The organism is Mycobacterium sp. IDUB_9 (genome assembly GCF_055419505.1).
Map to the genome: position 1 here is coordinate 617,890 of NZ_JBVAXU010000002.1, position 24,310 is coordinate 642,199.

Genomic DNA, 24,310 nt, shown 5'->3' on the forward strand with positions numbered 1-24,310 from the left:
GAACGGACACATCTGATGAACAAACATCTCGGCCGGCGTCAGTTCCTCACCAGAGGCCTCGCATTCGGTGGCCTCGCTCTGGCCGCACCGGCCGCGCTGTCGGCCTGCGTCTCAGGCGAATCAAGTGGAGCTGCCGACGGATTCGGCGTGGCCTCCCAGCGGCTGTCCTGGATCAAGAACACCCAGTTCGCCGGAAGCTTCATTGCCGACAAGAAGGGCTACTACACCGACGCCGGCTTCAGCGGCGCTGACCTGGTCTCGGGCGGGCCGACCGCGCCACCGATCGAATCGGATGTGTTGTCGCGCACCTTCGCGGGGGTGTCGCAGGTGCCGATCGTGGGATCGGCTGTCGCCAAGGGCGCACCGTTGAAGATCGTCGGAGCGGTCTACAACCGATATGCGGGCTGCATCATGTCGATGGCGGACAAGCCGATCAAGACTCCGGAGGATCTGTACGGCAAGACAATCGGATGTGCGTCGTCGAGCGAACCCGTCTGGCGCAACTTCATGTCCGCCCTGAAACTGGACTCCTCACGAATCAACACGGTCCCCGTCCAGGGAGACCCCATCGGTATGACCGCCGGCCAGATCGACGGCTACCTCGGTTTCATCAACAGCCAGGTTGTCGACCTCCGGCACAAGGGGTTCGACATCAACACCATGCTCCTGGCCGACGTCGGATTTCCGCTCGTGGGGCAGACCTACATCACTACGCAGGAGAACATCGACAAGAATCGGGACAAGCTCAAGGCGTTCCTGCACGCCGAGATTCGCGGCTGGCGCGAGGTGCTCGACAACCCGAAGATGGCGACGGATCTCACGGTCAACGAGTACGGCAAAGACCTGCATCTGAACCCCGAGGCCACCTACGACTGCTGCCTGGCCGGCAACGAACTGATCCGCAATGGCAAGCCTTCCCAACAGATCGTGGCGATCTCCGACGAAACCGCGGCCGCGAACATCAAGGCCATTGCTGCCGGCGGGCTGAACCTGTCCGTCGACGACCTGTTCGACCTCGGCCCCATTCACGAAGTCTACGAACAGAACCCGGATCTGACACTGACGTAGGCGCAGCTCGACGGATCGAATGACCGCACGAAACAGAAAGGTCTGACATGACCGCTCCACTCACCCCGGATCTCGTCGTAACCGGAGGAACCGTGGTGTCCCACGACGGCCGCCGCCGCCAGGACATCGCTGTGGCAGACGGCAAAGTCATCGCCGTCGGCGATGACCTGGCGATGGAAGGGGTTCCGACGGTCGACGCGGCCGGGCTGCTGGTGCTTCCCGGCCTGGTCGACGTGCATGTGCACCTCCGCGAGCCTGGCATGACCGAGAAGGAAGACTTCGCCAGCGGCACGTCGGCGGCGGCCGCCGGCGGTGTGACCACCGTTGTCGACATGCCCAACACGAAACCACCGGTCGCCACAGCGGAGCGTTATCAGCAGAAGCTCGATCTGGTGAAGAACAAGGCATTCGTGGATTTCGGGCTCTACGGAATGCTCGATCACGACAATGCGGACGAGATCGCCGGTATGGCCGAGCTGGGCGCCATGGGGTTCAAGCTCTTCATGGGACAGACGACCGGCGACAACCGCTGCCCCAACGACGCCGCGATATTCCGTGGCCTGGAAGCCGCCGCCGACGCGGATCTGGTGGTCGGTGTCCACGCCGAGAACGACCACCTGCTGCGTATGTTCGGGGACCGGTTGAAGGCCGAGGGCAGGCGGGATCCCCGCGCCCACCTGGAGGGCAGGCCGGCGTTCGTCGAGGTCGAGGCGATCACCCGGATCATCACCATGGCCACCGAGGCCAAGACGAAGCTGCATATCCACCACCTGTCGACCGCCGCGGGACTGCAACGCGTCATGGACATGCGGGCTCAGGGTCACCGGGTCAGCATCGAAGCCTTGGTGTCCCATCTGTTCCTCGATGACCGTGCCTATGACACCTACGGAAACCTGATCAAGCTCAACCCGCCGATCCGCCCGGCGGCCGATGTCGCCGCGCTGTGGGCGGGCATCGACCGGGGTGATGTCGACATGGTCGCAACCGACCACGCTCCGCACACCGTCACCGAGCAGGCCGAGAAGGATGTGTGGAAGGCCTATGGCGGATTCATCGGCGTCGAGACGATGCTCCCGCTGATGCTGACCGCCGCCGCCAAGGGCCGGCTGACGGTGGAGGACATCGTGCGATTGTGTTCGTACGCCCCGGCACGCCGCTGGTCGATGGCCGACAAGGGCCGCATCGCACCGGGTTTCGATGCCGACCTCGTGCTCGTCGATTCCGGTGCCGAGGTGGTGCTGGACCAGGCCGGCCTGCACTCCAAGCACAATGTCACGCCCTATCACGGGTGGGAGCTCACCGGCAGTGTGGTGGCCACCTATCTGCGTGGTCAACTGGTCTACGAGAAAGGCGAGGTGATCGGTGCGCCCGCGGGCCGTCAGGTGAAGCCGGTACGGGAGGGGCTGCGATGACCGGGATGACTCTCCTGGAGGCCGACGGCGCAGCGACGATCCGCGCTGCCGTGGCGCAGTGCGTCGACGAGGTGCGGAGCGTCGCAACCGGATTGTCATCAGGATCGGGGGGGTCGGATCCGACCGTGATCGCGGGAATCGGCACCACCGCCGCGCATGCACTGAAGGGCAGGCTCCTGCACGATGCTCTGCTGGCCGAGAACGTCGACCTGGACGACACCGTTCACTTCGACAGTCCCGTTGAGCTACTGGGTGATTCGCGCTGGTCTCTGGCACTGGTGCTCAGCCCGTGGAAACAAGAGGTGGCTCCTGCGATACCGACTTTGACCACGTCGGCCGCGCAGACGGGCGTGGTCGACACCATCGTTCGCGGATCCGCAGGGGCGGTCGGAGTCAACACCAACAGCTGGGCTTCCCAGGCAGCCATGGAGACCCTGATGGGCGGCAGGACTCCGGAGTCGGTACTGGTGCTGGGTTCGGGCGGTTCGTCGAACTCGGTGGCGCTGGCTTGCCGTCGGGCGTGGCCGCTGGCCCGCCTGATCGGTTCGGCACGCAACGTCGAGGCGCTCGCGACCTGGGCGCGGCGATTCGGCGCCGAGCACTGCGGCCCGGCCGGGGTCGCCGAACTGCTGGGAGACGAGCCGCCGTCGCTGCTCGTCAACACCACGACCTGGGGGGAGACCGATGCCTCGGAGGACACGCCGTTCGCCTTCGACTTCGGCCGGCTGACCGCACCCGGCAACCAGTTCTTCGACCTGAACAACCGGGTGAGCGCATTGCAGACATCGGCGCTGCAAGCGGGTATGAACGTGATGTCGGGCACCTTCATGCAGCGCGCGACGAACGCGTGCCGCGCCGCACTGGCGAAGCGAGGATGAGATGAGTCCGTTGGACAGTACCCTCGCCGTTTCCACCACGGGTGAACCGCTGAGCGTGCGCGAGCGGGTGTACCGCTATCTGCGGCAGCAGATCACCACCGGTGAATACACCGGCGGTATCCGGCTGACCGAGGAGGAGATCGCCGAGGATCTCGGGGTCAGCCGGACGCCGATACGTGAAGCGCTGCAGCGCTTGACGAGTGAAGGACTCGTCGAGCGGGTGAGGCGCGGTCAGCTCGTGGTGGTCGAGGTCGACGCGGCCGCCCGCGCCGAGCTGCACGAGCTGCGGGTCGCGTTCGATCAGGTCGCGGCGAAGCTGATCACTGCCAAATGCGGTGAAGTGGACTGGGATTCGCTGTATGACGGGCTGAACCCACTTGCCGCCGCAATGCGCGAGTACGGCGTCGTGAGCCCGCAGTATGCGATGGCGCATCTGCAGTTCCACATGGCCATCAATCGCGCCGCATTCTGCCCGATCACGTCGTCGTTCTTGGAACGCCAGGCGTTTCTGTACCCGACCGACGACTACGTCCAGCAGCCGGGCCATGAGCCGATCTCCCAGCACCGCACCCTGCTCGACGACCTTGCCAGCGGCGACCTCGACCGCGCCGCCACCGCCATGCGCGTGCACGCGCTGCGCGGCCACGGCAACACCACGTTGAGCTGAACCTACTTTCCAGACGGAGTTTTCATGTCACACGAGACTGTCCTGATGTTTGTCAACGGCCAGGCCATGTCGGGCGGGCCGCTCAACGATGCCCTGGCCTCGGCCCGGTTCGTCGGTCCGGTGCGCACCGCGCCGGCCTACCGGTTCTTCTCCTTCGGCGATGTGTTTCCCGGGCTGGCACCGGTGCGCGATGGCGGCTGGTCGGTGCCCGGGGAGATCTACGAGATGACCTACGCAGAACTACGGGAGAATCTGTTGCCCCGGGAGCCCGCCGAGCTCGAACTTTCGGTGATCCAACTCGAAGACGGTCGCGGTGCACTGAGTATGGTGTGCCGATCGCTGCCGATCGAGGATGACCAGGCGCGGGAGATCACCGCGCGTGGTGGGTGGCGACAGCACCTCGGCGAGCCCGCCGGGACGCGGTGATGCCGATCCTGCAGGCCGGGATCGACCCAGGGACCGCCGAGCACTATCTGTGGTGCAACAGCGAAACCATCAGTTGGGGAACGCTTCCCACCCCTGATACGGCACCGGTGCTCACCGTTGACAGCGGCCGGACCGTCACCTTCGACACCGTGTCGCAGGAAGGGTTGATGGAGGATCAGGGCCGTGACCCGGTCGCCTACTTCGGCCGGCACGGTGTCGAGAGCACCGACGTACTCACTGACGCCATCGATCTGGCAGCGTCGGACCTGCGCAAGCCGGTAGCGCCGAAGGCACCGCATATCGTGCTCGGGCCGGTTCACGTCCGCGGTGCACAGCCGGGCGATTGGCTACGCGTCGACTTCCTGGATCTGCGACCACGCGTCCCGTACGGTGTCGTCTCCAGCAGGCACCAGCGCGGTGCACTGCCGGATCGGCTGCCACGAGAAGCCGACGGCAGTATTCCCGCGGTGTTCAGCAAGTTCTGCAGGCTCGACGGGACCGGAACGCATGCCGTGTTCGAATTCGCCAGTGGCCGAGCGACAATCGGATTCCGTCCGTTCATGGGTCTGTGTGGTGTGACCCCTGCCGGTCCGGAGCCGCTCAGCACCATCCCGCCGGGTCCATTCGGGGGCAACATGGATGTGCGGGACATCGTGGTCGGCAGCTCGCTGTACCTACCGGTGCAGGTGCCCGGTGCGGGGTTCTACCTCGGCGATCCTCACTTCGCGCAGGGCAACGGCGAGATCGCCCTGACCGCGCTGGAAGGGTCGTTACGGGCCACGGCACGCCTCACGGTGGTGACCTCGCTGACACCGGCCCGTGCGCCCATGCCGTTCGTCGACACCGATGATCACTGGATCATTCTCGGGATGAACGAAAGCCTCGACGAGGCGATGCGTCAGTGCGCTCAACTGTCGGTCGACTTCCTGTCGGCGCACACCGGGATGACGCCCAGCGAGGCATACCTCTATCTCAGTGCGGCCGGCGACTTTTCGGTCACCCAGGTGGTCGACATCGTCAAGGGTGTGCACTGCACGATCCGCAAATCCGACTTCTGTTAGGACTGTGATGGCCCAGGGTTCACCGGTGACCGCGCACGGACGAGCCGTGCCGGTATTGCACAACGCCACGCTGCCGGACGGCCGTGTCGTCGACGTGCACCTCGAACGAGAACGGGTGCGCGATGTCGTCCCCGCCGCGGGGAGGGTGGCCGTCGGAGATGACCTCGACCTCAGCGGGCATCTGCTGCTGACCGCTCCTGCCGAGCCGCACGCGCACCTGGACAAGGCGCTGTCCTTCGACGAGATCCGGCCGCCGATGGGGGATCTCGGCGCAGCGATCGCCGCGTGGGAAAACCACACCCCGTCCCTGACCGTCGAGGGCATCGCCGAGCGTGCTCGCAGGGCGGCGCTGTTGTTGCTCGGCAACGGGACCACTGCGGTGCGGTCGCACGTCAACCTGTTGCGCGGTGATGACCCACTGCGGGGTATCCGCGCGCTGGTCGCGGTGCGCGAGGAACTCGCCGCCGTCATGGACATCCAGATCGTTGTCATGGCGCCGTACTTCGCCGACGACGCGGCCGTGCACGCAGCCCTGGATCTCGGCGCCGAATTCGTCGGCGGCCATCCGCACCAGACCCCGGATCCGAGCGGGAACCTGCAGCGGTTGTTGGCGATTGCGCGGGCCCGCAATGTCGGCGTCGACATGCATACCGACGAACAGCTCAACCCGATGATGCTGACGCTGGAAGAACTCGCCCATTCGGTACGGGACTGGCCGGAGTCGATGCCGGTGACGGCCGGGCATTGCGTCAGTCTGGGGATGGTGCAAGCCGACGTGCTCGATCGGGTGATCCGTGCGGTGAAACTCAGTGACGTCGGCATCGTCAGCCTCCCGATCACCAATCTGTACCTGCAAGGCTGGGCCGATCCGGTCGCCACGCCGCGCGGACTGACCGCCGTTCGGGCGTTGTTGGACGCCGGTGTGCGCGTTGCGGGCGGCGCGGACAACGTCCGCGACCCCTACAACCCGCTGGGCCGCAGCGACGCACTCGAGACCGCGATGCTGCTGGTGGCGGCGGGGCACTTGTCGGTCAGTGAGGCTTACCACGCTGTCAGTGCGGGGGCACGCGACATCATGGGTCTGCCGGTGGCGGGGGTGGCTGCCGGCCTGTCCGCGGAGCTGCTGGCCATCCGGGCATCGAGCTTGGAGGAGGCGGTGGCCGGCGCCCCGCAGGATCGAATGGTGCTGAGCCGGGGCCGCCTCGTGTCGATCAGTCGCACCAGCCGATCCTGTGCTGTGACGCACGTCGGCCGCTCAGCCGAAATGGACGCCCTGGGCCAGCGGTAGCTCCGAGGAGTAGTTGACGGTGTTGGTGGCCCGGCGCATGTACGCCTTCCACGCATCTGACCCGGACTCGCGGCCACCGCCGGTGTGCTTCTCGCCGCCGAACGCACCGCCGATCTCGGCTCCCGAGGTACCGATGTTGACGTTGGCGATGCCGCAGTCGGATCCGTCGGCCGCCATGAACCGCTCGGCCTCGCGCACGTCGGTGGTGAAGATCGCCGACGAAAGTCCCTGTGGTACTGCGTTGTTCAGGGCGATCGCATCGTCGATATCGTCGTAGGTCATGACGTAGAGGATCGGCGCGAAGGTCTCGGTGTGCACGATGTCGGTCTGTGCCGGCATCCGCACCACCGCGGGCGAGACGTAGAACGCGCCCTCGTCGCCGAGGTCATGACGCTCACCGCCGAAAACCTCGCCACCATCGGCGCGGGCCTGCTCCAGCGCCCCGACCATGTCCCGGTAGGCCCTGGTGTGGATGAGTGGGCCGACCAGGGTGCCGTCCACGCTCGGATCGCCCACGGGAAGGCTCCGGTAGGCCGAGACGATCCGGGACACCAGGTCATCGGCGACCGACGAGTGCACGATCAACCGGCGCAGCGTCGTGCAGCGTTGACCGGCGGTACCCGCGGCCGAGAACACGATGGCCCGCACCGCGAGGTCCGGATCGGCCGAGGGCGTCACGATCGCGGCGTTGTTGCCGCCCAGCTCAAGCAGCACCTTGCCGAACCGCGCTGCGACACGTGGTCCGACCTGCTGACCCATCCGCACCGACCCGGTCGCGCTGACCAGCGACACCCGTGCATCGTCGACCAGTTGTTCACCCAACTCGCGCCCGCCGAGGATGAGCCGGCTCACCGTCGGTGGTGCGCCCACGTCCGATGCGGCGCGCTCGATCAGGGCCTGACATGCGATCGCGGTCAGAGGAGTGAGCTCCGACGGTTTCCACACCACGGTGTCGCCGCAGACCAGAGCGATCGCGGTGTTCCACGACCACACCGCGACCGGAAAGTTGAACGCGGTGATCACGCCCACGACGCCCAGCGGGTGCCAGGTCTCCATCAGGCGGTGCCCGGGGCGTTCGGAAGCGATGGTGCGGCCGTACAACTGGCGCGACAGGCCGACTGCGAACTGGCAGATGTCGATCATCTCCTGCACCTCGCCCCGCGCCTCGGAGGTGATCTTGCCTGCCTCCACCGTCACCAGCGTCGCCAGATCGTCCTTGTGCTCGATGAGCAACTCACCAAGGCGTGCCACCAACGCGCCGCGGACCGGTGCCGGAGTGGTTCGCCACGTCGAGAAGGCTTGTGCGGCAGCGGTGATCGCGGCATCGGCCTGCTCACTACTGTCCTCGAAAAGGGTGAACAGCACGTCCCCGCTGATCGGTGTGCTGGCATGCAGGCCGGGGCCCGGAGTGCTCGGTTCGCCCAGTGCGATGTCCGAGCCGATGGCCGACAGGGCCAGCCGTACCCGCCTGCGCAGCTCCTCTGCGGTGGGGAGATCGGTCCGTTCGGTGGTGGTCATCGTGTGCCTTTCTGGGGTTGCCGAGGAGTTACAGTGCGGGCCATGGGTGAAGCCGACGAACACGTGCTGGACGACACCGACCGGATCCTGGTCCGCGCGCTCGCCGCCGACGGCAGGGCCACGCTGGCGCACCTTGCATCCGCGGCCGGGTTGTCGGTGTCGGCGGTGCAGGCGCGCGTGCGCCGCCTGGAGTCGCGCGGAGTGGTCACCGGATATGCGGCGCGGCTCAATCCCGAAGCGCTGGGCAACATGCTCTCCGCGTTCGTCGCCATCACTCCTCTCGACCCGTCCCAACCCGATGATGCGCCTGCCCGCTTGCAGGGCATCCCCGAAATAGAATCGTGCCACTCGGTGGCCGGTGAGGAGAGCTACGTCCTGCTGGTCCGGGTCGCCTCGGCCCGGGCCTTGGAGGACCTGCTCCAGCGGATCAGGACCGCGGCCAACGTCCGCACTCGAAGCACGATCATTTTGCAGACATTTTACAGTGGACGAGACTATGTTCCGTAACCGTTACGGTTGCAGTGGGATGTGGCCATAAAAATTCCGTTAAGATGGCGCCATGACCGCAGTGCTGACGTCCACGCCACGCGTAACTCCTGACCGGGTGCGGGCCGTCCTCGCGCGCAGCATCCTGACCGACGGCTTCGATTTCGTCCTCGACCTGGACCGTTCCCGTGGGTCGCATCTGGTGGATGCGCGCACCGGCGCCCGGTTCCTGGACATGTTCACCTTCTTCGCCTCATCCGCACTGGGGATGAACCATCCGGCGTTGGCCGACGACGGAGACTTCCGTGCCGAGCTGGCCCGGGTCGCGGTGAACAAGCCGAGCAATTCCGACATCTACAGCGTGCCGTTGGCCCGCTTCGTCGAGGCTTTCCGCCGGGTGCTCGGCGATCCGGACCTGCCGCATCTGTTCTTCGTCGACGGCGGGGCGTTGGCGGTCGAGAATGCACTCAAAGTGGCATTCGACTGGAAGAGCCGCCACAACGAGGCCCGCGGGATCGACCCCGACCTCGGTACCAAGGTGCTGCATCTGCGCGGAGCGTTCCATGGCCGCAGCGGATACACGATGTCGCTGACCAACACCGATCCCGTCAAGGTGGCCCGTTTCCCGAAGTTCGACTGGCCACGCATCGATGCGCCGTACCTGCGTCCGGGTGTGGACAGCGCTGCGCTCGAAGCTGATTCGCTACGTCAGGCAAGGGCCGCATTCGAGGCCAACCCGCACGACATCGCCTGCTTCATCGCCGAGCCGATCCAGGGCGAGGGTGGTGACCGGCACATGCGACCGCAGTTCTTCGCGGCGATGCGGGAACTGTGCGACGAGTTCGACGCCCTGCTGATCTTCGACGAAGTCCAGACCGGGTGCGGCATCACCGGAACTGCCTGGGCCTATCAGCAATTGGGGGTCGCCCCGGACGTGGTCGCATTTGGGAAGAAAACTCAGGTGTGTGGGTTGATGGCCGGCCGGCGAGTCGACGAGGTCGCCGACAACGTGTTCACCGTGAGCTCGCGGATCAACTCGACGTGGGGCGGCAACCTGGTGGACATGGTGCGTTCGCGTCGAATCCTCGAGGTCATCGAATCGGCCGATTTGTTGCGCAACGCCGCTGTGACCGGTGACTATCTCCGCGATCAGTTACACAGGCTGGCAGCGGACTTCGCCGACACCGTACTCGACCCCCGTGGCCGTGGCCTGATGTGTGCCTTCAGTCTGCCCACGTCCGCCGCGCGCGACGAGCTGATCCGCCGGCTGTGGCACAGCCACGTCATCATGCTGCCGAGCGGCACCGACTCGGTGCGGTTCCGCCCGGCGCTGACCGTGACCCGCCAGGAGATCGACGCGTGCCTGGAAGCCGTTCGCGCGGCGCTGAGATCGCCGCTGGCGGGTTAGGGCCCGCTGTCCGCGGCCGGGTCCATCGCCGGTTCTGGAGCTGCCGCGCGGCGCAGAATCGATTTGAGTCTGGGCAGGTCGGCCCCGCCCACCAACTCGCAGCCGTGAAGCTGGGCGAGTTTCCGTGCGGCCGGCGTGAATTCGTTGTTGGTGACCACCATGGTCCTGGCGCAATCCTGCATCGGCGCTCCCGCGACCACCTCCTGCACGGCACCCGCGCCGACCGGCCGTGACAGTCGTTTGCACTGCACGGCAATACGGTGAGGCCGGTGTCCGACGATCAGATCCACGCCCCAGTCCCCGGTGAGCGGGGTCATGATCACCGGCAGCCCAGATTTCCGTGCCACGTGGGCCACGTGATCTTCGAACTCCAGCCCGGTCATCTCGGTCGCCGATTGCTCGCGAGCACCGGGGGTGCGGGTGCCGTGGAATGCGCCCAGCAGGAACCTCGGAGTGCCCGCCAGCGCCAGCGGCACCGCGCCGCCGATCGCCAGGCTCCAGGCCGTGTCGACCCCGGCCAGGTGACTTGCGACCGCGGCCGCCGCGCCGGCTGCGATGAAGAGTTTGATCCTGAGCCGTCTCACGAGGTCGAATGTAAATGTCACGTGTGACAAATACGGTGAGTCGCTGCCAGGTCGGCGCGATAGGCTCACTCGGTGACGAGTGATTCGGCAGCGTGGACCCCCGAGTCACCGATCGAGCACGCGCTCGCCGGGGGCGAGCCGCAGCGCGTCGGTTGGTTCCGGTTCTACTTCGCCGACGAGCGCTGGGAATGGTCGCCCCAGGTGGAGCGGATGCACGGCTACGAGCCGGGCACCGCGAATCCGACCACCGAACTGGTGCTCTCACACAAGCACCCCGACGACTACGGGCAGGTGGCCGCGACACTGCTGGAGATCCGGCGTACCTCGGGCGCGTTCAGCACCCGGCACCGGATCGTCGATGTCGCCGGCGATGTCCACCACGTCGTGGTGGTCGGCGATCAGATCTTCGACGACACCGGTGCGGTGATCGGAACGCACGGCTTCTACGTCGACGTCTCGCCGGCGCTGGCGCAGGCACAACAGCAGGCCGTCAGCGAAGTGGTGGCCGAGATCGCCGAGGCCCGCAGCGCGATCGAGCAGGCCAAAGGCATGCTGATGCTGATCTACCGGATCGATGAAGACGCGGCGTTCGAGCTGTTGAAATGGCGTTCACAGGAAACCAACACCAAGCTGCGCCTGCTGGCCGAGCAGCTGGCACAGGATTTCCTGAATCTCGATTACACCGAGACACTTCCGGACCGCGTGGTGTTCGACCGGTTACTGCTCACCGCTCACCGCCGGGTCAGCCCGGAGGTTTAGCACCTCCCGGTCCCGGGAAGACTTCCGTCGCTGATGTAAAGCGAGCGGGGAGTTGAGCAATGGCGACGTGTGCTACCTGTGGGAATGACTACGACAAAGCCTTCACTGTGAGCTGGGACGGTCACACCGAGACGTTCGACAGCGTCGAGTGCGCGGCGGTTCGGGTCGCCCCTGAGTGCGCGCACTGCGGCTGCCGGATCCTGGGCCACGGGGTTGAGGCGGGCAAATCGGTGTACTGCTGCGCTCACTGCGCTAGAGAATCCGGACATTCTGAGCTTGTCGACCGTCAGCGCGCCGGCTGAGGGGAGTTGAGCGATGACGGCCCCGGCGCTGTCCGCACTGGCCCTCGTCTGCAGCCTCAAGCGTCGGCCGGCCGAGTCCAGCAGCGAACTGATCGCCGAGCAGGTCTGCGACAATCTCGGCGTACTCGGGGTCGGCACCGAGTCGCTGCGGTGTGCCGACTTCGTCATCGCACCCGGGGTCGAAACCGACATGGGCGGCGATGACCAGTGGTCCGAAATTCGGAAGAAAATTCTCGACGCCGACATCCTGCTGTTGTCGACGCCGGTGTGGCTCGGCCACCCGTCGAGCATCGCGCAGCGCGTCCTGGAGCGGCTCGACGCCGAACTGTCGAACACCGACGACGCCGGTCGTCCGGTGGTGGCGGGCAAGGTGGCGCTCGTGTCGGTCGTCGGAAACGAAGACGGTGCACACAAGACCGTGGCCGATCTCTTCCAGGCGCTAAACGACATCGGCTACACGATCCCGGCGCAGGGCTGTACGTATTGGAACGGCGAGGCCATGCACGGCACCGATTATCTGGATCTCGACGAAGTGCCCAGTCCCGTCGCCGATGCAACCGCCGCGGCGGCCCGCAACGCCGCGCACCTGGCCGGATTGCTCAAGGTGGGCCAGTACCCGCGCTACGAGTGAGAGGGAGAAACGATGAAAGGTCCTGACGACCCTGTCGACCACACCAGGACGACCCGGCCGCATGCCGGTGAGGCGATGAAGGACAACCGCAACATGCCTGCACTGGTCCTGATCGGCTTCGGTGTCGTGATGTTCGTCGCGTGTCTGTTCGGCTTCGCAACGGGCAACACCGGGGTAGGGGTGGTGCTGGCGATTCTGGCGGCGGTGGGTCTGCTGGCCGGCGGCCTGTGGCTGGCGATCGCGCACCTACGTGTGCGGCGCCTCGAAGAACGTTGGTACGCAGAACATCCCGATGTGATCAGGCAGGCGCCCAACAGCTGACGTCAAAACCGTCAAAATCGTCACAACACGAGAACGCGAGATGGCCCCGCCACCATTGGCGGGGCCATCTCTTCAATCAAGTTCGGACTAGGGCCGCTGGTTCGCCTGCTCACGCTTTTCGGCGGCCTTGGCACCTGCCCGAGCCGATTCGGCTTCGGCTTCCTTTTTGGCGGCATCCTGTTGGGCGTCGGCCTTGTCCTGCTGGGCTTTGCCCTCGCGCACGAGGTCCTCGCGGCCGGTGACGGTACCGACAGCTTCCTTGGCCTTGCCCTTGACGTCCTCGACGACGCCCTTGATGCCTTCTTCAGGTCCTGAGTTCTTCTCGGTCATGCTTTACCTTTCCGCTACTGGAGTGGATTGGTCATTCCACGCGGCTTCTCCACGCACCCCCTGGATTTCCCGGATGCGGCGGGGCTAAACGTGACGTTTGCAGACCGCTCGGTTGGGTATCGAATAGAGGTGATTTCCGGAAGCATCGCCGTTGGCGCTGAGAACGTTTACCGACCGCAGCAGGACTCATGGCTGCTGATTGATGCGCTCATGCGCGACGGTGCGGTGGCAGGCCGCCGGGTGGTGGATCTGTGCGCCGGGAGCGGAGTCGTCGCCGTGGCCGCCGCCGAGATGGGCGCCAGTAAGGTTACCGCGCTGGATATTTCGCCCAGCGCGGTGCACTGTACGCAGGCCAACGCGCTGGCCGCACAGGTGGACGTCGATGCCAGACTCGGCTCGTGGACCCAGGCGCTGGAACACGAACCGTTCGACATCGTGGTCTGCAACCCGCCCTACGTTCCGGTAGGGCCGGAGACCTCTGCCGAAGTGGTCGTGTCGACCGGTCCGATGGACTCCTGGAACGGTGGCCCGGACGGCCGGCTGGTACTCGACCCGCTGTGCCGCTCGGCCGCTGGGATCATGGCCGAGGGCGGGTCCTTGTTTCTGGTCCAATCCGAGTTCGCCGACGTCGCCGAGTCGGTGAGGCTGTTACGTGCGGGCGGCCTCGATGCGGACGTCTATGTCACCCAACGGATTCCGTTCGGCCCCGTGCTGCACCTACAAACTCCTTGGCTGCGCGATACCGGGCGTTTGACCGATGACAGGACAGAAGAGGACCTGGTCGTCATCCGGGCGGACAAGCCATGACCGAGCAGCGGGCAGTACGCGTGATCCAGGGCGGGCCGATCCTCGTCGAGGGGCCGGTGCGGATCGAACTGCCCGACGGGAGCACCGTCGAATCAGATCGGTTCATGGTGGCCATCTGTACCTGTCGCCGGTCCAAGACCTATCCGTTGTGTGACACCAGCCACCGCAAGGTCAAGCGGACGTCAAGCCAGCGGCCGACATAGCGAACTACGCTCCGCGAGCCAGCATTTCATCAGGTGATCGGCCAACCTGTCCTCCATGGCGGCGAAGGCCCGTATCCCGAACACCACGTCGGAGTCGAGCGCCGGTTCGCGCCGCACGAGGTCGCCCACCACGTCGTGCCGGACGACCTGCTCGTGTACCGCGTCGGCTTCGACGTGCTCGCGGTAGAACCGAACGCATGCCTCGGGCGCGTCCATTCGTTCCAGGGCTGCCACCATGCGCTGCGATCCAGGCGAGGACGTGATCTCGGTTGCCGCGAAATGGCCAGCGGCGGCGCCGCGCAACCGTCGGTGCAAGCCGAACATGGACATGAGATTGACCAACGCGAGGCTTTCAGCCGGTACCGCGTCCAGATAGCCGAGATAGCGGTCGTCCAGCTCGGCCTCGCGCATGAGGTCGGCGAAGAGGTTCTGATGAAGGCGATCGGACGACCCTGCCCCGTATTCGTCGTACTCGACGGCGACGAAGGAGGCTTTCGCCTGGCCGCAAAGGCGTGGGATCAGCCAGGCGTGCGGGTCACCCTCTTTGAGGTGGTACAACGACCGGTGCACGAAGTACTCGCGCATCTGGTCCCAGGTGCCCTCGCCGCTCAGGTGATGAGACGGACCCGTTCCGTCGACGGGTTCGACCGACAAGCGCGCCATCTCGCGTTCGGCGGTGTCGTCAGGATCGATTCCGCCGACCTCGCGCCGGACCGCCGCGAGAAATATTCGTTCGAACTGCGAGCGTAGGTGCAACAGGCCCGCGTTCCATTCCCAGTCCTGATCGACGCCGACGAAGCCTCGATAGTGCAGTTCGTAGCAGATGTACAGCGCGAGTTGCACATCCAGGCCCAGAGGATCGGAATCGCGCAGGGGGATCCACACCGGTTCGAGGTGGTTGTACGGTGCCCGATCGCCGAGCCGCTCGATCAGGGCGGCAGAGATCGGTCCCTTCGCGAGCGGAAGCCCTGGCTGTAAGAGGGGTGGAGGCGTCGTCATGGCGCAAGAGGTATGCCCGTCGGCGGCGTGGGGTAAACCCGTCTGTCGGTTTGTCCGGGTACCTGCCGGGGTATCCAACAAGCTGTTGGAGTCGAGGTGAGAAACATGGCCGGACCAGCGCACCTTTTCGAGCGGATCGGCGACGCCATCGAGCGTCAGCACCGGCAGGCCCTCAGCGAGTACGCCCTGACCGAATGGCTGTGGCAGCGCCACAGCGATGCGGTTACCGACTCGACAGGGCCGGCGAGCGCCGGGTATACCCAACACGCAGCGTGATGTGGTCGGATCCGACTCTGCCCACATCGTTCCAGGCTGCCAGGAAGGTCCCGCGATGGCGCCATGCGGCGATGGTCGCGATGAGCCAGGGCGCGTCGAGGCCGGTGCGCTCGTAACCCAGGTAGGACGAGCGGGTACGGGGACTGATCACCAGGCCGGTCAGTTCTGGACTGCCCGGATGATCCGCGCCGTCGTCGGCGATCCTGAGCCGGACATCGATGACGGTTCCGACCGGGTGGTGCCCGGCGTCCAGCACGCGGAGCCCGAGCAGGTTACTCAGCTGCATGACGCCCTCCCGGGATGCGGGCGACGATGTGGTCGCGCAGCCAACGCTCTACCCAGACGGTGTCCGACGGCAGTTCGGGAGCCGTCACCTGCACGGTCACGCCGATCGAAGCGACTTGTTTCCAAGGGATTTCGTGCAACAGCGTTCGCGGCGGGGCGCCACCGAGGATGCGGGTCATCACCACTTGCCCGGTAAGTATCGCGGTGACGCGCGGCGGCGGGCTGTCCGGTTCGATGTCCACATCGGCCTCGACGCCGTCGAGTTCCAGATCGTCGACGATGCCGACCGGGGCACCGTCATCATCGAGCAGCTGCCGATCCAACAGGTGCAGGCGCGCGTCGACAATGCTCATTGGCCCGCCCCCGTCACGATCATCAGCGGTATGGCAGCCAGCGATGCGGCCACGATGATCACCAGGTACACGGAACCGAACATGTTGAGCAGCCTTCCGTTCGTCTTGTCGCCCATGTACTCCGGATCGTTGGCCACGATGAGGATGGGCAGGTAGGTCAGCGGGAGTGCGATGGCCGAGAACACCACGGAATACTCGGTGACCATCACGGGGTCGACGCCGGTGAACAGGACGGCAGCACCCACGACGATGCTCACGAACATCACCACGTGGAAGCGCGACGCTTCGGCCGGACGACGAAACTTGCCCCACGGCCACCCGAAGAACTGCGCCAGGGTGTAGCCACTGGACAGCGTGGTCTCAAGGGCCGCACCGAATGTGGCAGCCACGATGCCCACGATCGCGAACGCCAGCGCCAGCTTGCCGCCGGCCTCCACGACAGGCATCACCACCTGAGACAGTGACGTCACCTCGATCTGCTTCGGTAACAGCACCAAGGTGGCACAGGCGGCGATGGACACCGATAGGATGCCGCCGAGCGGAAACCCGATGAGGACGTTGAGCCGTGACACTCCGAGATCTTTTGTCTTCCAATGCTCTTCAACGGCACCGGAGGAGAAGAAGAACACCTCGTACGGAGTCATCGCGGCCCCGAACAACGCGATCGCGTAGTACCAGTAGGTCGCCGAGGACTCGGACTCGGGAATCACCGGTTGCGTCGCCTGCTGGGCCAGCGCGCCCCAATGTGGTTGCAGGGCAAAGACGGCCACGGCGAAGACAATCAGGCACAGCCCGGCCAGACCGGCGGTGTTCTCCATCACCGAGAACTTGACCCGCCAGATCACCAGCCACACCGCGAAAGCCGCCACCGGTATCCACATCATCCGCCCGACGTCCGTCGCCAGTTGCAGCGCCAGGGCGACGCCGCCGATCTCGGCTGTCAAGGTCATCAGATTGATCAGGAACGAGGCCGTCAGGTTCGCCGCCGCGGTCCGCGGCCCCAATCGTTCCCGGATGATCTCGAAGGTGGCGCGCCCGCTCACCGCTGCTACCCGGCCCGCCATCTGGGCGAACAGGCAGATCCCGATCACGCCGACGAGCACCACCCAGACCAGTGCCAACCCGAAGCGGGAACCGACCACCGCATTCATCACCAGATCGCCGATGTCGAGGAACCCGCCGATCGCGGTCAGAATTCCCAGCGCTACCGCAAAAAACTTCTTCATCAGCGGTAGCCGTTTTCCAGAGCGGCGGCCGACGTCAGCAGTTGGCCGCGCAGCGCGGACAGCTCGGGCTCGGCGGCCACCTCGCGGACCCGGGCCGAGGCGGTGTTGAGTTGGCCGATCAACGTGGTCTGGGCTTCGGTGAGCATCCGCTGGCGGTCGAGGTCGACCGGATCGTCGGCCTTGAGATCGGCAATTCCCTTGTAAGCCTTGGCGATCTCGTCCCGGGCATCGGAGATCTGGACGCTGACCAGTTGCGGCGTGGACCGGTCACGCATCCGGAGGTCCAGTGCGTAGGCGCCGCTACGAGCCGCGGCCACCGTCTCTTCCATGCTCTGGGCGAGCTGGCCGGGCATGCCGTCGCGGTTGGCCGGGCACCGGGTCAGCAGCAGACCCAGCGAGACCACCAGAAGGGCGGCAAGCAGCGCCGCCCGTATTCGTCGCGGTTTGTCTTCGGCATCTCCTTCGTCGGCCACGGTGCGCTCCCTCACCCGGGCAGCGTTTCGCCGTCTTCGCGGTCGAACTCGTCGCGGCCGGCGTCCTCCGCGACCACCTCACGTTGTTCCTGCCAGTCGGGGTCGGTCGCCTCCAGGGGCGGACTGTCCAGGCCGGAGGCCGGGGCCTCGGCGTCGGGGACCACCTCGTTCTGCTCGCGCTGCTGCTCGAGCGCATCGGCAACCGGCACCTCGTCGGGCACGTCGTCGCGTGTCATGCGGCCGGAATACCCCGTCGCCGCTTGATCAAACGCTTCGAGTGCTCGATCGCGTCTGCCTGCTCACCTTTCGGATCAGCCGGGCTGTGCTGCTCTCCAAGATCCCCTGACGCCTATCGCTGTTGCGGATGCGGGCAGCGCGACGGGCGCCGGCCGCGATGGTCAGTCCGTCCCGGTACGCATCGACCACTCGAGGATCGACGTAGGCGCTGCGGGCGACCGCGGGAGTATTTCCGAGAGCCTCGGCGACCTCGCGCATCACCGCGGACTCGACGCGTTTGATCACCTTGCCGTCGACAGGAGGATCCGCGTCGACGAAGGCCTCGGCAGCCAGTACCGTGCCTTGCCACGTGCGTAGATCTTTCACGGTGTAGTCATCGCCGACCATCTCTTTGAATCGGGCGTTGAGATCCTCCGCATGCACCTCCGTCCATTCGGCCGAATTGCGAAACGCCAGCAAGCGATCGCCGTTGCTCCGGCTGCGCTGTAGGGACCGGACTGCCCGTACCACCGCTGGATCTTCGACCAGCAGCGTGCGGCGCACGCCGCTCTTCGCCGGATAATCGAACTCCACCGCATCGGACCGCAGCGTGATGTGTTCACGCAGCAGCGTCGCGACACCGAACGAGTTGTTCTCCTCGGCGTACTGGTCCCCACCGGCGCGGAAGTAACCGAGGTCCAGCAGTCGTAGCCCGAGCGCCAGCACGCGGTCGCGGGTCAACCCGCGTCGCCTCAGATCCGTCGCGATGGCGTTGCGCCAATCAGCCAGGCCGGCCGAGAGTTCCAGCACCCGGTCGAACTTCTCCTCGCCGCGTTCCTGCTGCCATTGCGCGTGATACAGGTACTGGCGCCGTCCCGCGACGTCGGTCCCGACGGCCTGGATGTGTCCGTTGGGGTAGGGACATATCCAGACTTTCTTCCATGCCGGTGGTATCACCAGGTCCTCGATGCGCTTCAGCGTTGCCGCGTCGGTGACCGCGGCGCCGTCGTCATCCCGGTAACCGAATCCCCGGCCGCGGCGTACCCGGTGAAGCCCCGGTCCGCCGACCACGCTGCGGCGCAGCCTCATCGCGCCCGCGCGCTTCGTTTTGCGACGACACGAGTGTGGGTACGCGAGGGGTATGTCATCTGACCGTGCATCGAGACCTCGGCTCACTGTGCTGCACGGACGGCGAATACCCCGCTGGGGATCCGGCCACACCAGCGGGCCGCGCGCTGTGGAACTCAGGGTGCCGGCCCGAGTCGAAGCGCTGGCAGTGCTGAGGGCCATGACGGGTTGCCTTGCCGACTACGAAGAACTGGACCTCGACACCGCCGGCGACCTGGCCCTTGCGGTTGACGAAGCGTGCACGGTGCTGATCGGCATGGCTTCGGCCACAGCCACTCTCGTGCTGGTGGAAGACCCGCGCGCACAGGAACTCGTCGTTCGGGTTTCGACGGACTGCAACACCGCCCACGATGACCTGGACAGCCTCGTACTGAGTGGTTTCAGCCGCCGAGTGCTCGAAGCCCTCACCGAAAAGGTCGAAACCTTTGTCGAGGACACTGGATTCGAACAGCAAAGCAACAGTCGGCCGACGCTCGGCATCTCGCTGACCATCCGGCGGCGTTGGGCCGCGGCACCCGGCTAGCGGTCCACATCTACCAACTTCAGCTGCGGTGGCCGGTCGCGCAGCGTGGACAAGGCAGCTGGGAGATCGACAGAGACCGGTAGTGCCTTGACGGGGTCGCAGATGCCGAGCACGCGGGAAACGGCAGGGCTGGGGATCAGGGTCCAGTCGATATTCTCGCCGGCAAAACGCACGTTCAAGGTGTGCAAGCAGGCGAAGCAGCACGCCCCGAAGAACGGGACGGAACCGAGGTCCAGGACAAGTTGTCCGCTGGGCCTGCTGTGCCGCATTCCCCATTCGGTGAGTTCAGCGGCGTTGGACGCATCCAGCTCGCCGTGGACGCTGATCACTGCGGTCGCCGGCCACAACCACTGGGCACAGAATCGCGCGGGCCTGCGGTCGTTGCCGGACGGTATCACCGCTTTCGCGGCGTTCATGGAGGACATCGGTGACTCCTCAGCAGAAAGAAATACTGTGGTGACGTCACATTCCAGGCTCTGTGGGCTCAAAGCCATTGGATACAGGGAGTCTGTACCGCCCTGCACCCGATGACGTTCGGGGCGGCTGTGAACTCAACCTGCATTGGACTCTACGCCCCGAGACGGCGTCGAACAATCAATTTCGGTTCTCGTCAGAGCCTCTCGAGCAGTGTTGCTGCGCCGGAGCCCGTGAGTTCTCGGGCGGCTTGTCTTCGGCCGGTCATGGCCAGCAGTAGCGCCTCGCCGGTGCCGGTGACTTCCGGCCCGTCACCGTGCTCCCAATCGATGTCGTTGGCCCGCAACCGGAGTCCTCTGATCCGGCGCCCTGCCCCCAGCCGTGGGTTGCCCGGCACCAGAGGCAAGATTCGCTGCAAACGCTGCGCCGGTACCACGCGGGGGCGTCGGAGTGCGCGGCGAATGTCCTGGTGGTGGACGGTGCCGTCGACCAGGCCGATCATGCCGCCGAATCCCGCGGGAAGACCACGTGGCCGTAGATGGTGGTTGAGGAAATGGAGCAGCTCGTCGGTCGACATGGCCGTGTATTCGGCAACCCCGACCTCGTTGGCCCGCACCACCCGCCCCCTCGCGAAGCGCTTGAACAACCCGGCGAGATTCAGCTCGTCATAGCTGACGACGTGTGCCACCACGTCTTTCACGGTCCAACCGGTGCACAGTGACTCGGTCTGCCATTCGTCGGGAGTCAAGGTGGCCAGAAATTCGGCAAGATCGGCCCGCTCGTCGCGGGCCAGGTCCATCAGTGATGGTTCGGTGCTCATCACGATGCCTCCTGCTCGACGATGTCCTTTGTGATCACGCACCAGCCCAGCGCATTTCACTACCTTCAGATGCTGCGAGAAGTTTACGCTTGCCGAATGTTTGACTCACGCGTCAGCGGGGTACATCGCCTGCCATGAGACTTGGTGGATTGTTCGGAACACTCGTGCTTGTCTGGTTGATCATCGGCGTGGTGGCGGCCTGGCAGCGCGACTATTTCCATGGCGGATCAACGAACTGCGCGACCGCCGGCGCCATCGCACTGACGGTCATTGCCGGTCCGCTGAACTATGCGGGCGTCAACCCGAAGGTGGACGAGTGCCGTTTGCCGCAACCCAGCGCGATGGGTTCCGTCGCGGCAGTGAATTGAGGTCGCCATGATTCTGCTCGGGGCAATTCTGCTCATCCTCGGTTTGATCTTCAACGTGTACCTGCTCTGGGTGATCGGGGTGATCCTCCTGGTCATCGGCGGCGTGTTCTGGCTGCTCGGGGCCATCGGACGGCCGGTGGCGGGCAGGCGGACCTGGTACTGAGTGCAGGCGACAAGGGCGGCCATCAACGACAAGGGAGGTGCCTGATGCCCAATCCGTCAATCAAGGACGAGAAGCTCTACGAGGAACTGCGAGACGAGGGCAACTCGAAGGAGAAAGCGGCGCGGATCTCCAACGCCGCTGCCAACAGGGGTCGTTCGAGTGTCGGCCGCTCGGGTGGCGAGTCCGGTTCCTATGACGACTGGACGGTCGATCATTTGCGTAAGCGAGCGAAAGAGCTTGGCATCAAGGGATATTCCGACAAGAACAAGCGCGAGCTGATCGGAATGCTCCGCAATCACTGATTCCCCGGATCGAGAGGTCCGACCCACGGCCCCGCTACCCCAGCGGGGCCGTGGTGTCGGCGTGCGAGCCTTTTGCGCAGCGACTCGGGGTGATCATGATGTTTTGCTCGCGAGACCTGCTCAGGAGATCTACCGTGGAGGCAGCCCATGTAGGCAGGTGGGGCGAGAAATGGCGGAAGGAGCAGCCATGCACGGTCCAAAAGATCCTGTTGACCACGCCCGGACAACCCGGCCCCATGCCGGCGAGTCGATGAAGGACAACGTCATCATGCCGGCACTGGTACTGATCCTGGTGGGTCTGGTCCTGTTCGTCGGCACCCTGGCGGCGTTCGCCACCGGTCATTCCGATGTCGGTCTGATGGTGGGCACGTTGTCTGCCGCCGGATTTGTCATCGGATCGATGTGGCTGGCACTCGAGCACATGCGGGTGCGTCGCATCGAAGAACGCTGGTACACCGACCACCCCGGTGTGATGAGGCAGCGCCCCAGCAGCTGAGCCTGTGCGCGGGCGGCTCAGAAGGGCGGCTCAGAAGGTGAGTGCCAGCACCGCGAAATCGATGGCCAGCAGTGCCAATCCGGCCAGGGGAACCAGAACTCCGTACCACAGTCGCGAGGTGAATATCGATACAGCGATAACGACCACCGGCACCACCGGCGCCCCGTAGAACAGGATCCCGAACCAGAATTCGCCTGGGCCCTTGCTCGCGCACACGTCACCGGTGCACCCAGCCATGCTCATCACCGCACCCATGCCGTACAGGAACACCAGGACCGCCGCAGGAACGGTCAACACCGCCAGCACCCAGGTGAGCGAAATTCGCATCCGCCGCTCGCCGGTGCGCTCGGTTCGCAGAGTCTGTGATTCGGTCATGGTGTCCGCATACCCAGTTTCATGAACTTCTGCACGGGTATTCCTGCGCCATGGCCAGATTCGGATACACGTTGATGTGCGAGCAGAGCGGTCCGCAACAGCTTGTCGGCTATGCGGTGTCGGCGGAGCAGGCCGGATTCGATTTCGAAGTGATCAGCGACCACTACAGTCCGTGGCTGGCCAGTCAGGGCCACGCTCCCAACGCATGGCCGGTACTGGGCGCGGTGGCCCACTCAACGGACACCGTGCAGCTGTACTCGTACGTGACCTGCCCGACGATCAGATATCACCCGGCGATCATCGCCCAGCAGGCTGCCACCGTGCAGATCCTGGCCGACGGCCGCTTCACCCTCGGCGTCGGCAGCGGGGAGAACCTCAACGAACACGTGGTGGGTCAGGGGTGGCCCACCGTCGAGCGTCGCCTCGACATGCTGGCCGAGGCGATCAAGCTGATTCGCGAACTCTTCACCGGAGACTTGATCGATTTCCGAGGCGAGTTCTACGAGGTGGACTCCGCGCGCATCTGGGATGTACCCGAAGTCCCGGTGACCATCGCCGTATCGATGACCGGTGAGAAAGCCGTCGAGAAGCTCGCCGTGGCCGCCGATCACCTGATCAACGTCGCACCCGACCACGCGATTGTCGAGGACTGGCACCAGCGTCGCCACGCCACCGGCGCGCTGCCCGAGGGCCGGGTGATCGGACAAATTCCGGTGTGCTGGGACCCCGACCGCGATGCGGCGGTGGAACGGGCCCATGACCAGTTCCGCTGGTTCGGCGGTGGCTGGGCGGTCAACGCGGACCTGCCGACCCCGGCGGGATTCGCCGCGGCAACCCGCTACGTGCGTCAGGAGGATGTGTCCGCGGCCATCCCGTGTGGACCAGACCTGGACGGGATCGTCGCCGCCGTCGCGCCCTATCTCGAAGCGGGATTCACTGATGTCGCATTGGTCCAGATAGGTGACCAGGGCCAGCAGAGGTTCCTCGACGAGGCGGCAAAACCCCTACTGGCCGCGCTGCGCGCCGAGTTCGACTGAGGGCTCGGCCGACATCGGATGACCCAGACGCATCGCAAACGGCAGCACCAGCCAGATCCCGACGAACGTCAGCAGCGCTACGGCCCCGGCGACCACTCCGGCCTCGCGCCCGGCAACCGTGTCGAAGATCAACTCGGTCACCCCGGTCATCGCGAGTCCGAGCAAGACCAACCCGATGAATGCGCACCTGTGTGCGGCGGAGACCAGCAGGTTCAACCGGTGTCTGCGGAACAGGATGCGGTGCATCCCAACGGGGGCGACCAACAGCGCGGTGGCAGCGGCCGAACATGCGACCGTGACGAGATAGAGGACCCGCATGGGCTCGTCGAGCATCGAAAACCGTTCTTGGAACGGCAAAGTCAGCAGCAGGCCGGTGAGCAACTGAACGCCGGTCTGCACGACCCGCAGCTCCTGCAGGAGGCTGCTCCAGTTGCGGTCCAGCCGTTCGGCTTCCGTTTCATGCCGGGCGGTGTGATCCCAGGGCTGATCCAGCTCGGGGCGGTCCGCATCCATGCTGTCGATAATCCCACGTCGGTCATAGGTTTCGGGTTGCGCCGCGATGGGCATTCCTGGCCGAAGGCCCCACGTGGGGCTGCGTGAGGATGCGGAAAGGGATGGCAGTGTCGAAGTCGAGACCGACATCGGAGCGCGTTGTGGTCAGCAGAGTGGCTTCATGAGGCGAGGCTCACAACCTGGCATACTGTCGA

Annotated in this window: 35 protein-coding genes; 21 read left to right on the top strand and 14 right to left on the bottom strand. The window is 65.5% G+C overall.

Annotated elements, in window-relative coordinates:
• The first annotated feature begins 15 nt into the window (after positions 1–15).
• From ACZY08_RS11545 to ACZY08_RS11575, 7 genes are read left to right on the top strand one after another with little or no spacing between them, the layout of a single operon-like run.
• Positions 16–1,068, top strand: coding sequence for an ABC transporter substrate-binding protein (locus ACZY08_RS11545; RefSeq protein WP_463744723.1), 1,053 nt, complete (start codon positions 16–18; stop codon positions 1,066–1,068).
• A gap of 47 nt (positions 1,069–1,115) precedes the next feature.
• Positions 1,116–2,480 (top strand): allantoinase AllB, encoded by a 1,365-nt coding sequence (gene allB / locus ACZY08_RS11550; RefSeq protein WP_463744722.1) that lies wholly within the window; start codon positions 1,116–1,118, stop codon positions 2,478–2,480.
• Entirely contained in the window at positions 2,477–3,358 is an 882-nt protein-coding gene (locus ACZY08_RS11555; protein ID WP_463744721.1) for a hypothetical protein, read from the top strand. The genes allB and ACZY08_RS11555 overlap by 4 nt, the downstream gene beginning before the upstream one ends.
• A gap of 1 nt (position 3,359) precedes the next feature.
• Positions 3,360–4,025, top strand: coding sequence for a GntR family transcriptional regulator (locus ACZY08_RS11560; protein WP_463744720.1), 666 nt, complete (start codon positions 3,360–3,362; stop codon positions 4,023–4,025).
• A gap of 24 nt (positions 4,026–4,049) precedes the next feature.
• Complete coding sequence (locus tag ACZY08_RS11565) at positions 4,050–4,451, top strand: allophanate hydrolase-related protein (protein ID WP_463744719.1); 402 nt, start codon at positions 4,050–4,052, stop codon at positions 4,449–4,451.
• Positions 4,451–5,512: an acetamidase/formamidase family protein gene (locus tag ACZY08_RS11570; protein ID WP_463744718.1), complete on the top strand. Its 1,062-nt coding sequence runs from the start codon at positions 4,451–4,453 to the stop codon at positions 5,510–5,512. Before ACZY08_RS11565 ends, ACZY08_RS11570 begins: the two co-directional genes overlap by 1 nt.
• Before the next feature lie 25 nt (positions 5,513–5,537).
• Positions 5,538–6,800 (top strand): amidohydrolase family protein, encoded by a 1,263-nt coding sequence (locus tag ACZY08_RS11575; protein ID WP_463744717.1) that lies wholly within the window; start codon positions 5,538–5,540, stop codon positions 6,798–6,800.
• On the opposite strand, the gene amaB is transcribed toward ACZY08_RS11575, so the two are convergent.
• Positions 6,768–8,318 (bottom strand): L-piperidine-6-carboxylate dehydrogenase, encoded by a 1,551-nt coding sequence (amaB, locus tag ACZY08_RS11580; protein WP_463744716.1) that lies wholly within the window; start codon positions 8,316–8,318, stop codon positions 6,768–6,770. The genes ACZY08_RS11575 and amaB overlap by 33 nt on opposite strands.
• Positions 8,319–8,360: 42 nt before the next feature.
• Between amaB and ACZY08_RS11585 the strand changes: the two genes are divergently transcribed.
• Together ACZY08_RS11585 and lat are read left to right on the top strand one after the other, a co-directional pair.
• Positions 8,361–8,825 (top strand): Lrp/AsnC family transcriptional regulator, encoded by a 465-nt coding sequence (locus ACZY08_RS11585; protein ID WP_463744715.1) that lies wholly within the window; start codon positions 8,361–8,363, stop codon positions 8,823–8,825.
• 52 nt (positions 8,826–8,877) lie between these two features.
• Positions 8,878–10,212 carry an L-lysine 6-transaminase gene (gene lat / locus ACZY08_RS11590; RefSeq protein WP_463744714.1) on the top strand — a complete coding sequence of 445 codons (1,335 nt, stop codon included), beginning with the start codon at positions 8,878–8,880 and terminating at the stop codon, positions 10,210–10,212.
• On the opposite strand, the gene ACZY08_RS11595 is transcribed toward lat, so the two are convergent.
• Positions 10,209–10,796: a restriction endonuclease gene (locus ACZY08_RS11595; protein WP_463744713.1), complete on the bottom strand. Its 588-nt coding sequence runs from the start codon at positions 10,794–10,796 to the stop codon at positions 10,209–10,211. The genes lat and ACZY08_RS11595 overlap by 4 nt on opposite strands.
• Before the next feature lie 72 nt (positions 10,797–10,868).
• Here ACZY08_RS11595 and ACZY08_RS11600 point away from each other — a divergent pair, with 72 nt between their 5' ends.
• From ACZY08_RS11600 to usfY (ACZY08_RS11615), 4 genes are read left to right on the top strand one after another with little or no spacing between them, the layout of a single operon-like run.
• Positions 10,869–11,555 carry a PAS and ANTAR domain-containing protein gene (locus ACZY08_RS11600; protein ID WP_463744712.1) on the top strand — a complete coding sequence of 229 codons (687 nt, stop codon included), beginning with the start codon at positions 10,869–10,871 and terminating at the stop codon, positions 11,553–11,555.
• 59 nt (positions 11,556–11,614) lie between these two features.
• Complete coding sequence (locus ACZY08_RS11605) at positions 11,615–11,857, top strand: hypothetical protein (protein ID WP_463744711.1); 243 nt, start codon at positions 11,615–11,617, stop codon at positions 11,855–11,857.
• A gap of 13 nt (positions 11,858–11,870) precedes the next feature.
• A complete protein-coding gene (locus ACZY08_RS11610; protein WP_463744710.1) occupies positions 11,871–12,488 on the top strand; it encodes a flavodoxin family protein in 618 nt (205 codons plus the stop codon).
• Between the two features lie 12 nt (positions 12,489–12,500).
• Complete coding sequence (usfY, locus tag ACZY08_RS11615) at positions 12,501–12,809, top strand: protein UsfY (protein ID WP_463744709.1); 309 nt, start codon at positions 12,501–12,503, stop codon at positions 12,807–12,809.
• 87 nt (positions 12,810–12,896) lie between these two features.
• Here usfY (ACZY08_RS11615) and mbp1 read toward each other — a convergent pair whose 3' ends face one another.
• Complete coding sequence (gene mbp1 / locus ACZY08_RS11620) at positions 12,897–13,139, bottom strand: microaggregate-binding protein 1 (protein WP_064928832.1); 243 nt, start codon at positions 13,137–13,139, stop codon at positions 12,897–12,899.
• A 129-nt stretch (positions 13,140–13,268) separates the two neighbouring features.
• Here mbp1 and ACZY08_RS11625 point away from each other — a divergent pair, with 129 nt between their 5' ends.
• Positions 13,269–13,946 carry a HemK2/MTQ2 family protein methyltransferase gene (locus ACZY08_RS11625; protein WP_463744708.1) on the top strand — a complete coding sequence of 226 codons (678 nt, stop codon included), beginning with the start codon at positions 13,269–13,271 and terminating at the stop codon, positions 13,944–13,946.
• Positions 13,943–14,149 carry a CDGSH iron-sulfur domain-containing protein gene (locus ACZY08_RS11630; RefSeq protein WP_463744707.1) on the top strand — a complete coding sequence of 69 codons (207 nt, stop codon included), beginning with the start codon at positions 13,943–13,945 and terminating at the stop codon, positions 14,147–14,149. The genes ACZY08_RS11625 and ACZY08_RS11630 overlap by 4 nt, the downstream gene beginning before the upstream one ends.
• Here the strand turns inward: ACZY08_RS11630 and ACZY08_RS11635 are convergent.
• The 7 genes from ACZY08_RS11635 to ACZY08_RS11665 form a co-directional block, all read right to left on the bottom strand.
• Positions 14,129–15,148 (bottom strand): iron-containing redox enzyme family protein, encoded by a 1,020-nt coding sequence (locus ACZY08_RS11635; RefSeq protein WP_463745277.1) that lies wholly within the window; start codon positions 15,146–15,148, stop codon positions 14,129–14,131. The two genes, ACZY08_RS11630 and ACZY08_RS11635, sit on opposite strands and share 21 nt — an antisense overlap.
• A gap of 223 nt (positions 15,149–15,371) precedes the next feature.
• Complete coding sequence (locus tag ACZY08_RS11640) at positions 15,372–15,710, bottom strand: hypothetical protein (RefSeq protein WP_463744706.1); 339 nt, start codon at positions 15,708–15,710, stop codon at positions 15,372–15,374.
• Positions 15,697–16,062, bottom strand: a complete 366-nt coding sequence (locus tag ACZY08_RS11645) for a PRC-barrel domain-containing protein (protein ID WP_463744705.1) — start codon at positions 16,060–16,062, stop codon at positions 15,697–15,699. The genes ACZY08_RS11640 and ACZY08_RS11645 overlap by 14 nt, the downstream gene beginning before the upstream one ends.
• Positions 16,059–17,288 (bottom strand): Nramp family divalent metal transporter, encoded by a 1,230-nt coding sequence (locus ACZY08_RS11650; protein WP_463744704.1) that lies wholly within the window; start codon positions 17,286–17,288, stop codon positions 16,059–16,061. The genes ACZY08_RS11645 and ACZY08_RS11650 overlap by 4 nt, the downstream gene beginning before the upstream one ends.
• Positions 17,288–17,761, bottom strand: coding sequence for a hypothetical protein (locus tag ACZY08_RS11655; protein ID WP_463744703.1), 474 nt, complete (start codon positions 17,759–17,761; stop codon positions 17,288–17,290). The genes ACZY08_RS11650 and ACZY08_RS11655 overlap by 1 nt, the downstream gene beginning before the upstream one ends.
• 11 nt (positions 17,762–17,772) lie before the next feature.
• Positions 17,773–17,997, bottom strand: a complete 225-nt coding sequence (locus ACZY08_RS11660; protein ID WP_463744702.1) for a hypothetical protein — start codon at positions 17,995–17,997, stop codon at positions 17,773–17,775.
• Between the two features lie 28 nt (positions 17,998–18,025).
• Positions 18,026–19,066 carry a DNA topoisomerase IB gene (locus tag ACZY08_RS11665; protein ID WP_463744701.1) on the bottom strand — a complete coding sequence of 347 codons (1,041 nt, stop codon included), beginning with the start codon at positions 19,064–19,066 and terminating at the stop codon, positions 18,026–18,028.
• Positions 19,067–19,226: 160 nt separating this feature from the next.
• On the opposite strand from ACZY08_RS11665, the gene ACZY08_RS11670 reads away from it, so the two are divergent.
• Positions 19,227–19,628 (top strand): anti-sigma factor, encoded by a 402-nt coding sequence (locus ACZY08_RS11670; protein WP_463744700.1) that lies wholly within the window; start codon positions 19,227–19,229, stop codon positions 19,626–19,628.
• On the opposite strand, the gene ACZY08_RS11675 is transcribed toward ACZY08_RS11670, so the two are convergent.
• Positions 19,625–20,053 (bottom strand): STAS domain-containing protein, encoded by a 429-nt coding sequence (locus ACZY08_RS11675; protein WP_463744699.1) that lies wholly within the window; start codon positions 20,051–20,053, stop codon positions 19,625–19,627. The genes ACZY08_RS11670 and ACZY08_RS11675 overlap by 4 nt on opposite strands.
• A gap of 185 nt (positions 20,054–20,238) precedes the next feature.
• On the bottom strand, positions 20,239–20,862 hold the full coding sequence (locus tag ACZY08_RS11680; protein ID WP_463744698.1) for a maleylpyruvate isomerase family mycothiol-dependent enzyme: 624 nt from the start codon (positions 20,860–20,862) through the stop codon (positions 20,239–20,241).
• Between the two features lie 134 nt (positions 20,863–20,996).
• On the opposite strand from ACZY08_RS11680, the gene ACZY08_RS11685 reads away from it, so the two are divergent.
• The 4 genes from ACZY08_RS11685 to usfY (ACZY08_RS11700) all read left to right on the top strand — a co-directional run bounded on the left by ACZY08_RS11685 (position 20,997) and on the right by usfY (ACZY08_RS11700) (position 22,191).
• Complete coding sequence (locus ACZY08_RS11685; protein WP_463744697.1) at positions 20,997–21,230, top strand: hypothetical protein; 234 nt, start codon at positions 20,997–20,999, stop codon at positions 21,228–21,230.
• Between the two features lie 7 nt (positions 21,231–21,237).
• Positions 21,238–21,393 (top strand): hypothetical protein, encoded by a 156-nt coding sequence (locus ACZY08_RS11690; RefSeq protein ID WP_463744696.1) that lies wholly within the window; start codon positions 21,238–21,240, stop codon positions 21,391–21,393.
• 44 nt (positions 21,394–21,437) lie between these two features.
• Positions 21,438–21,695: a DUF7218 family protein gene (locus tag ACZY08_RS11695; RefSeq protein ID WP_463744695.1), complete on the top strand. Its 258-nt coding sequence runs from the start codon at positions 21,438–21,440 to the stop codon at positions 21,693–21,695.
• A gap of 187 nt (positions 21,696–21,882) precedes the next feature.
• The gene (usfY, locus tag ACZY08_RS11700) at positions 21,883–22,191 is read left to right on the top strand and encodes a protein UsfY (RefSeq protein WP_463744694.1); all 309 of its coding nucleotides are present in this window, start codon (positions 21,883–21,885) and stop codon (positions 22,189–22,191) included.
• A gap of 30 nt (positions 22,192–22,221) precedes the next feature.
• Here usfY (ACZY08_RS11700) and ACZY08_RS11705 read toward each other — a convergent pair whose 3' ends face one another.
• Entirely contained in the window at positions 22,222–22,566 is a 345-nt protein-coding gene (locus ACZY08_RS11705) for a hypothetical protein (protein ID WP_463744693.1), read from the bottom strand.
• Between the two features lie 50 nt (positions 22,567–22,616).
• On the opposite strand from ACZY08_RS11705, the gene ACZY08_RS11710 reads away from it, so the two are divergent.
• A complete protein-coding gene (locus ACZY08_RS11710) occupies positions 22,617–23,603 on the top strand; it encodes an LLM class F420-dependent oxidoreductase (protein WP_463744692.1) in 987 nt (328 codons plus the stop codon).
• Here ACZY08_RS11710 and ACZY08_RS11715 read toward each other — a convergent pair.
• Positions 23,571–24,116 carry a DUF6328 family protein gene (locus ACZY08_RS11715; RefSeq protein ID WP_463744691.1) on the bottom strand — a complete coding sequence of 182 codons (546 nt, stop codon included), beginning with the start codon at positions 24,114–24,116 and terminating at the stop codon, positions 23,571–23,573. The genes ACZY08_RS11710 and ACZY08_RS11715 overlap by 33 nt on opposite strands.
• Positions 24,117–24,310 lie beyond the last annotated feature (194 nt).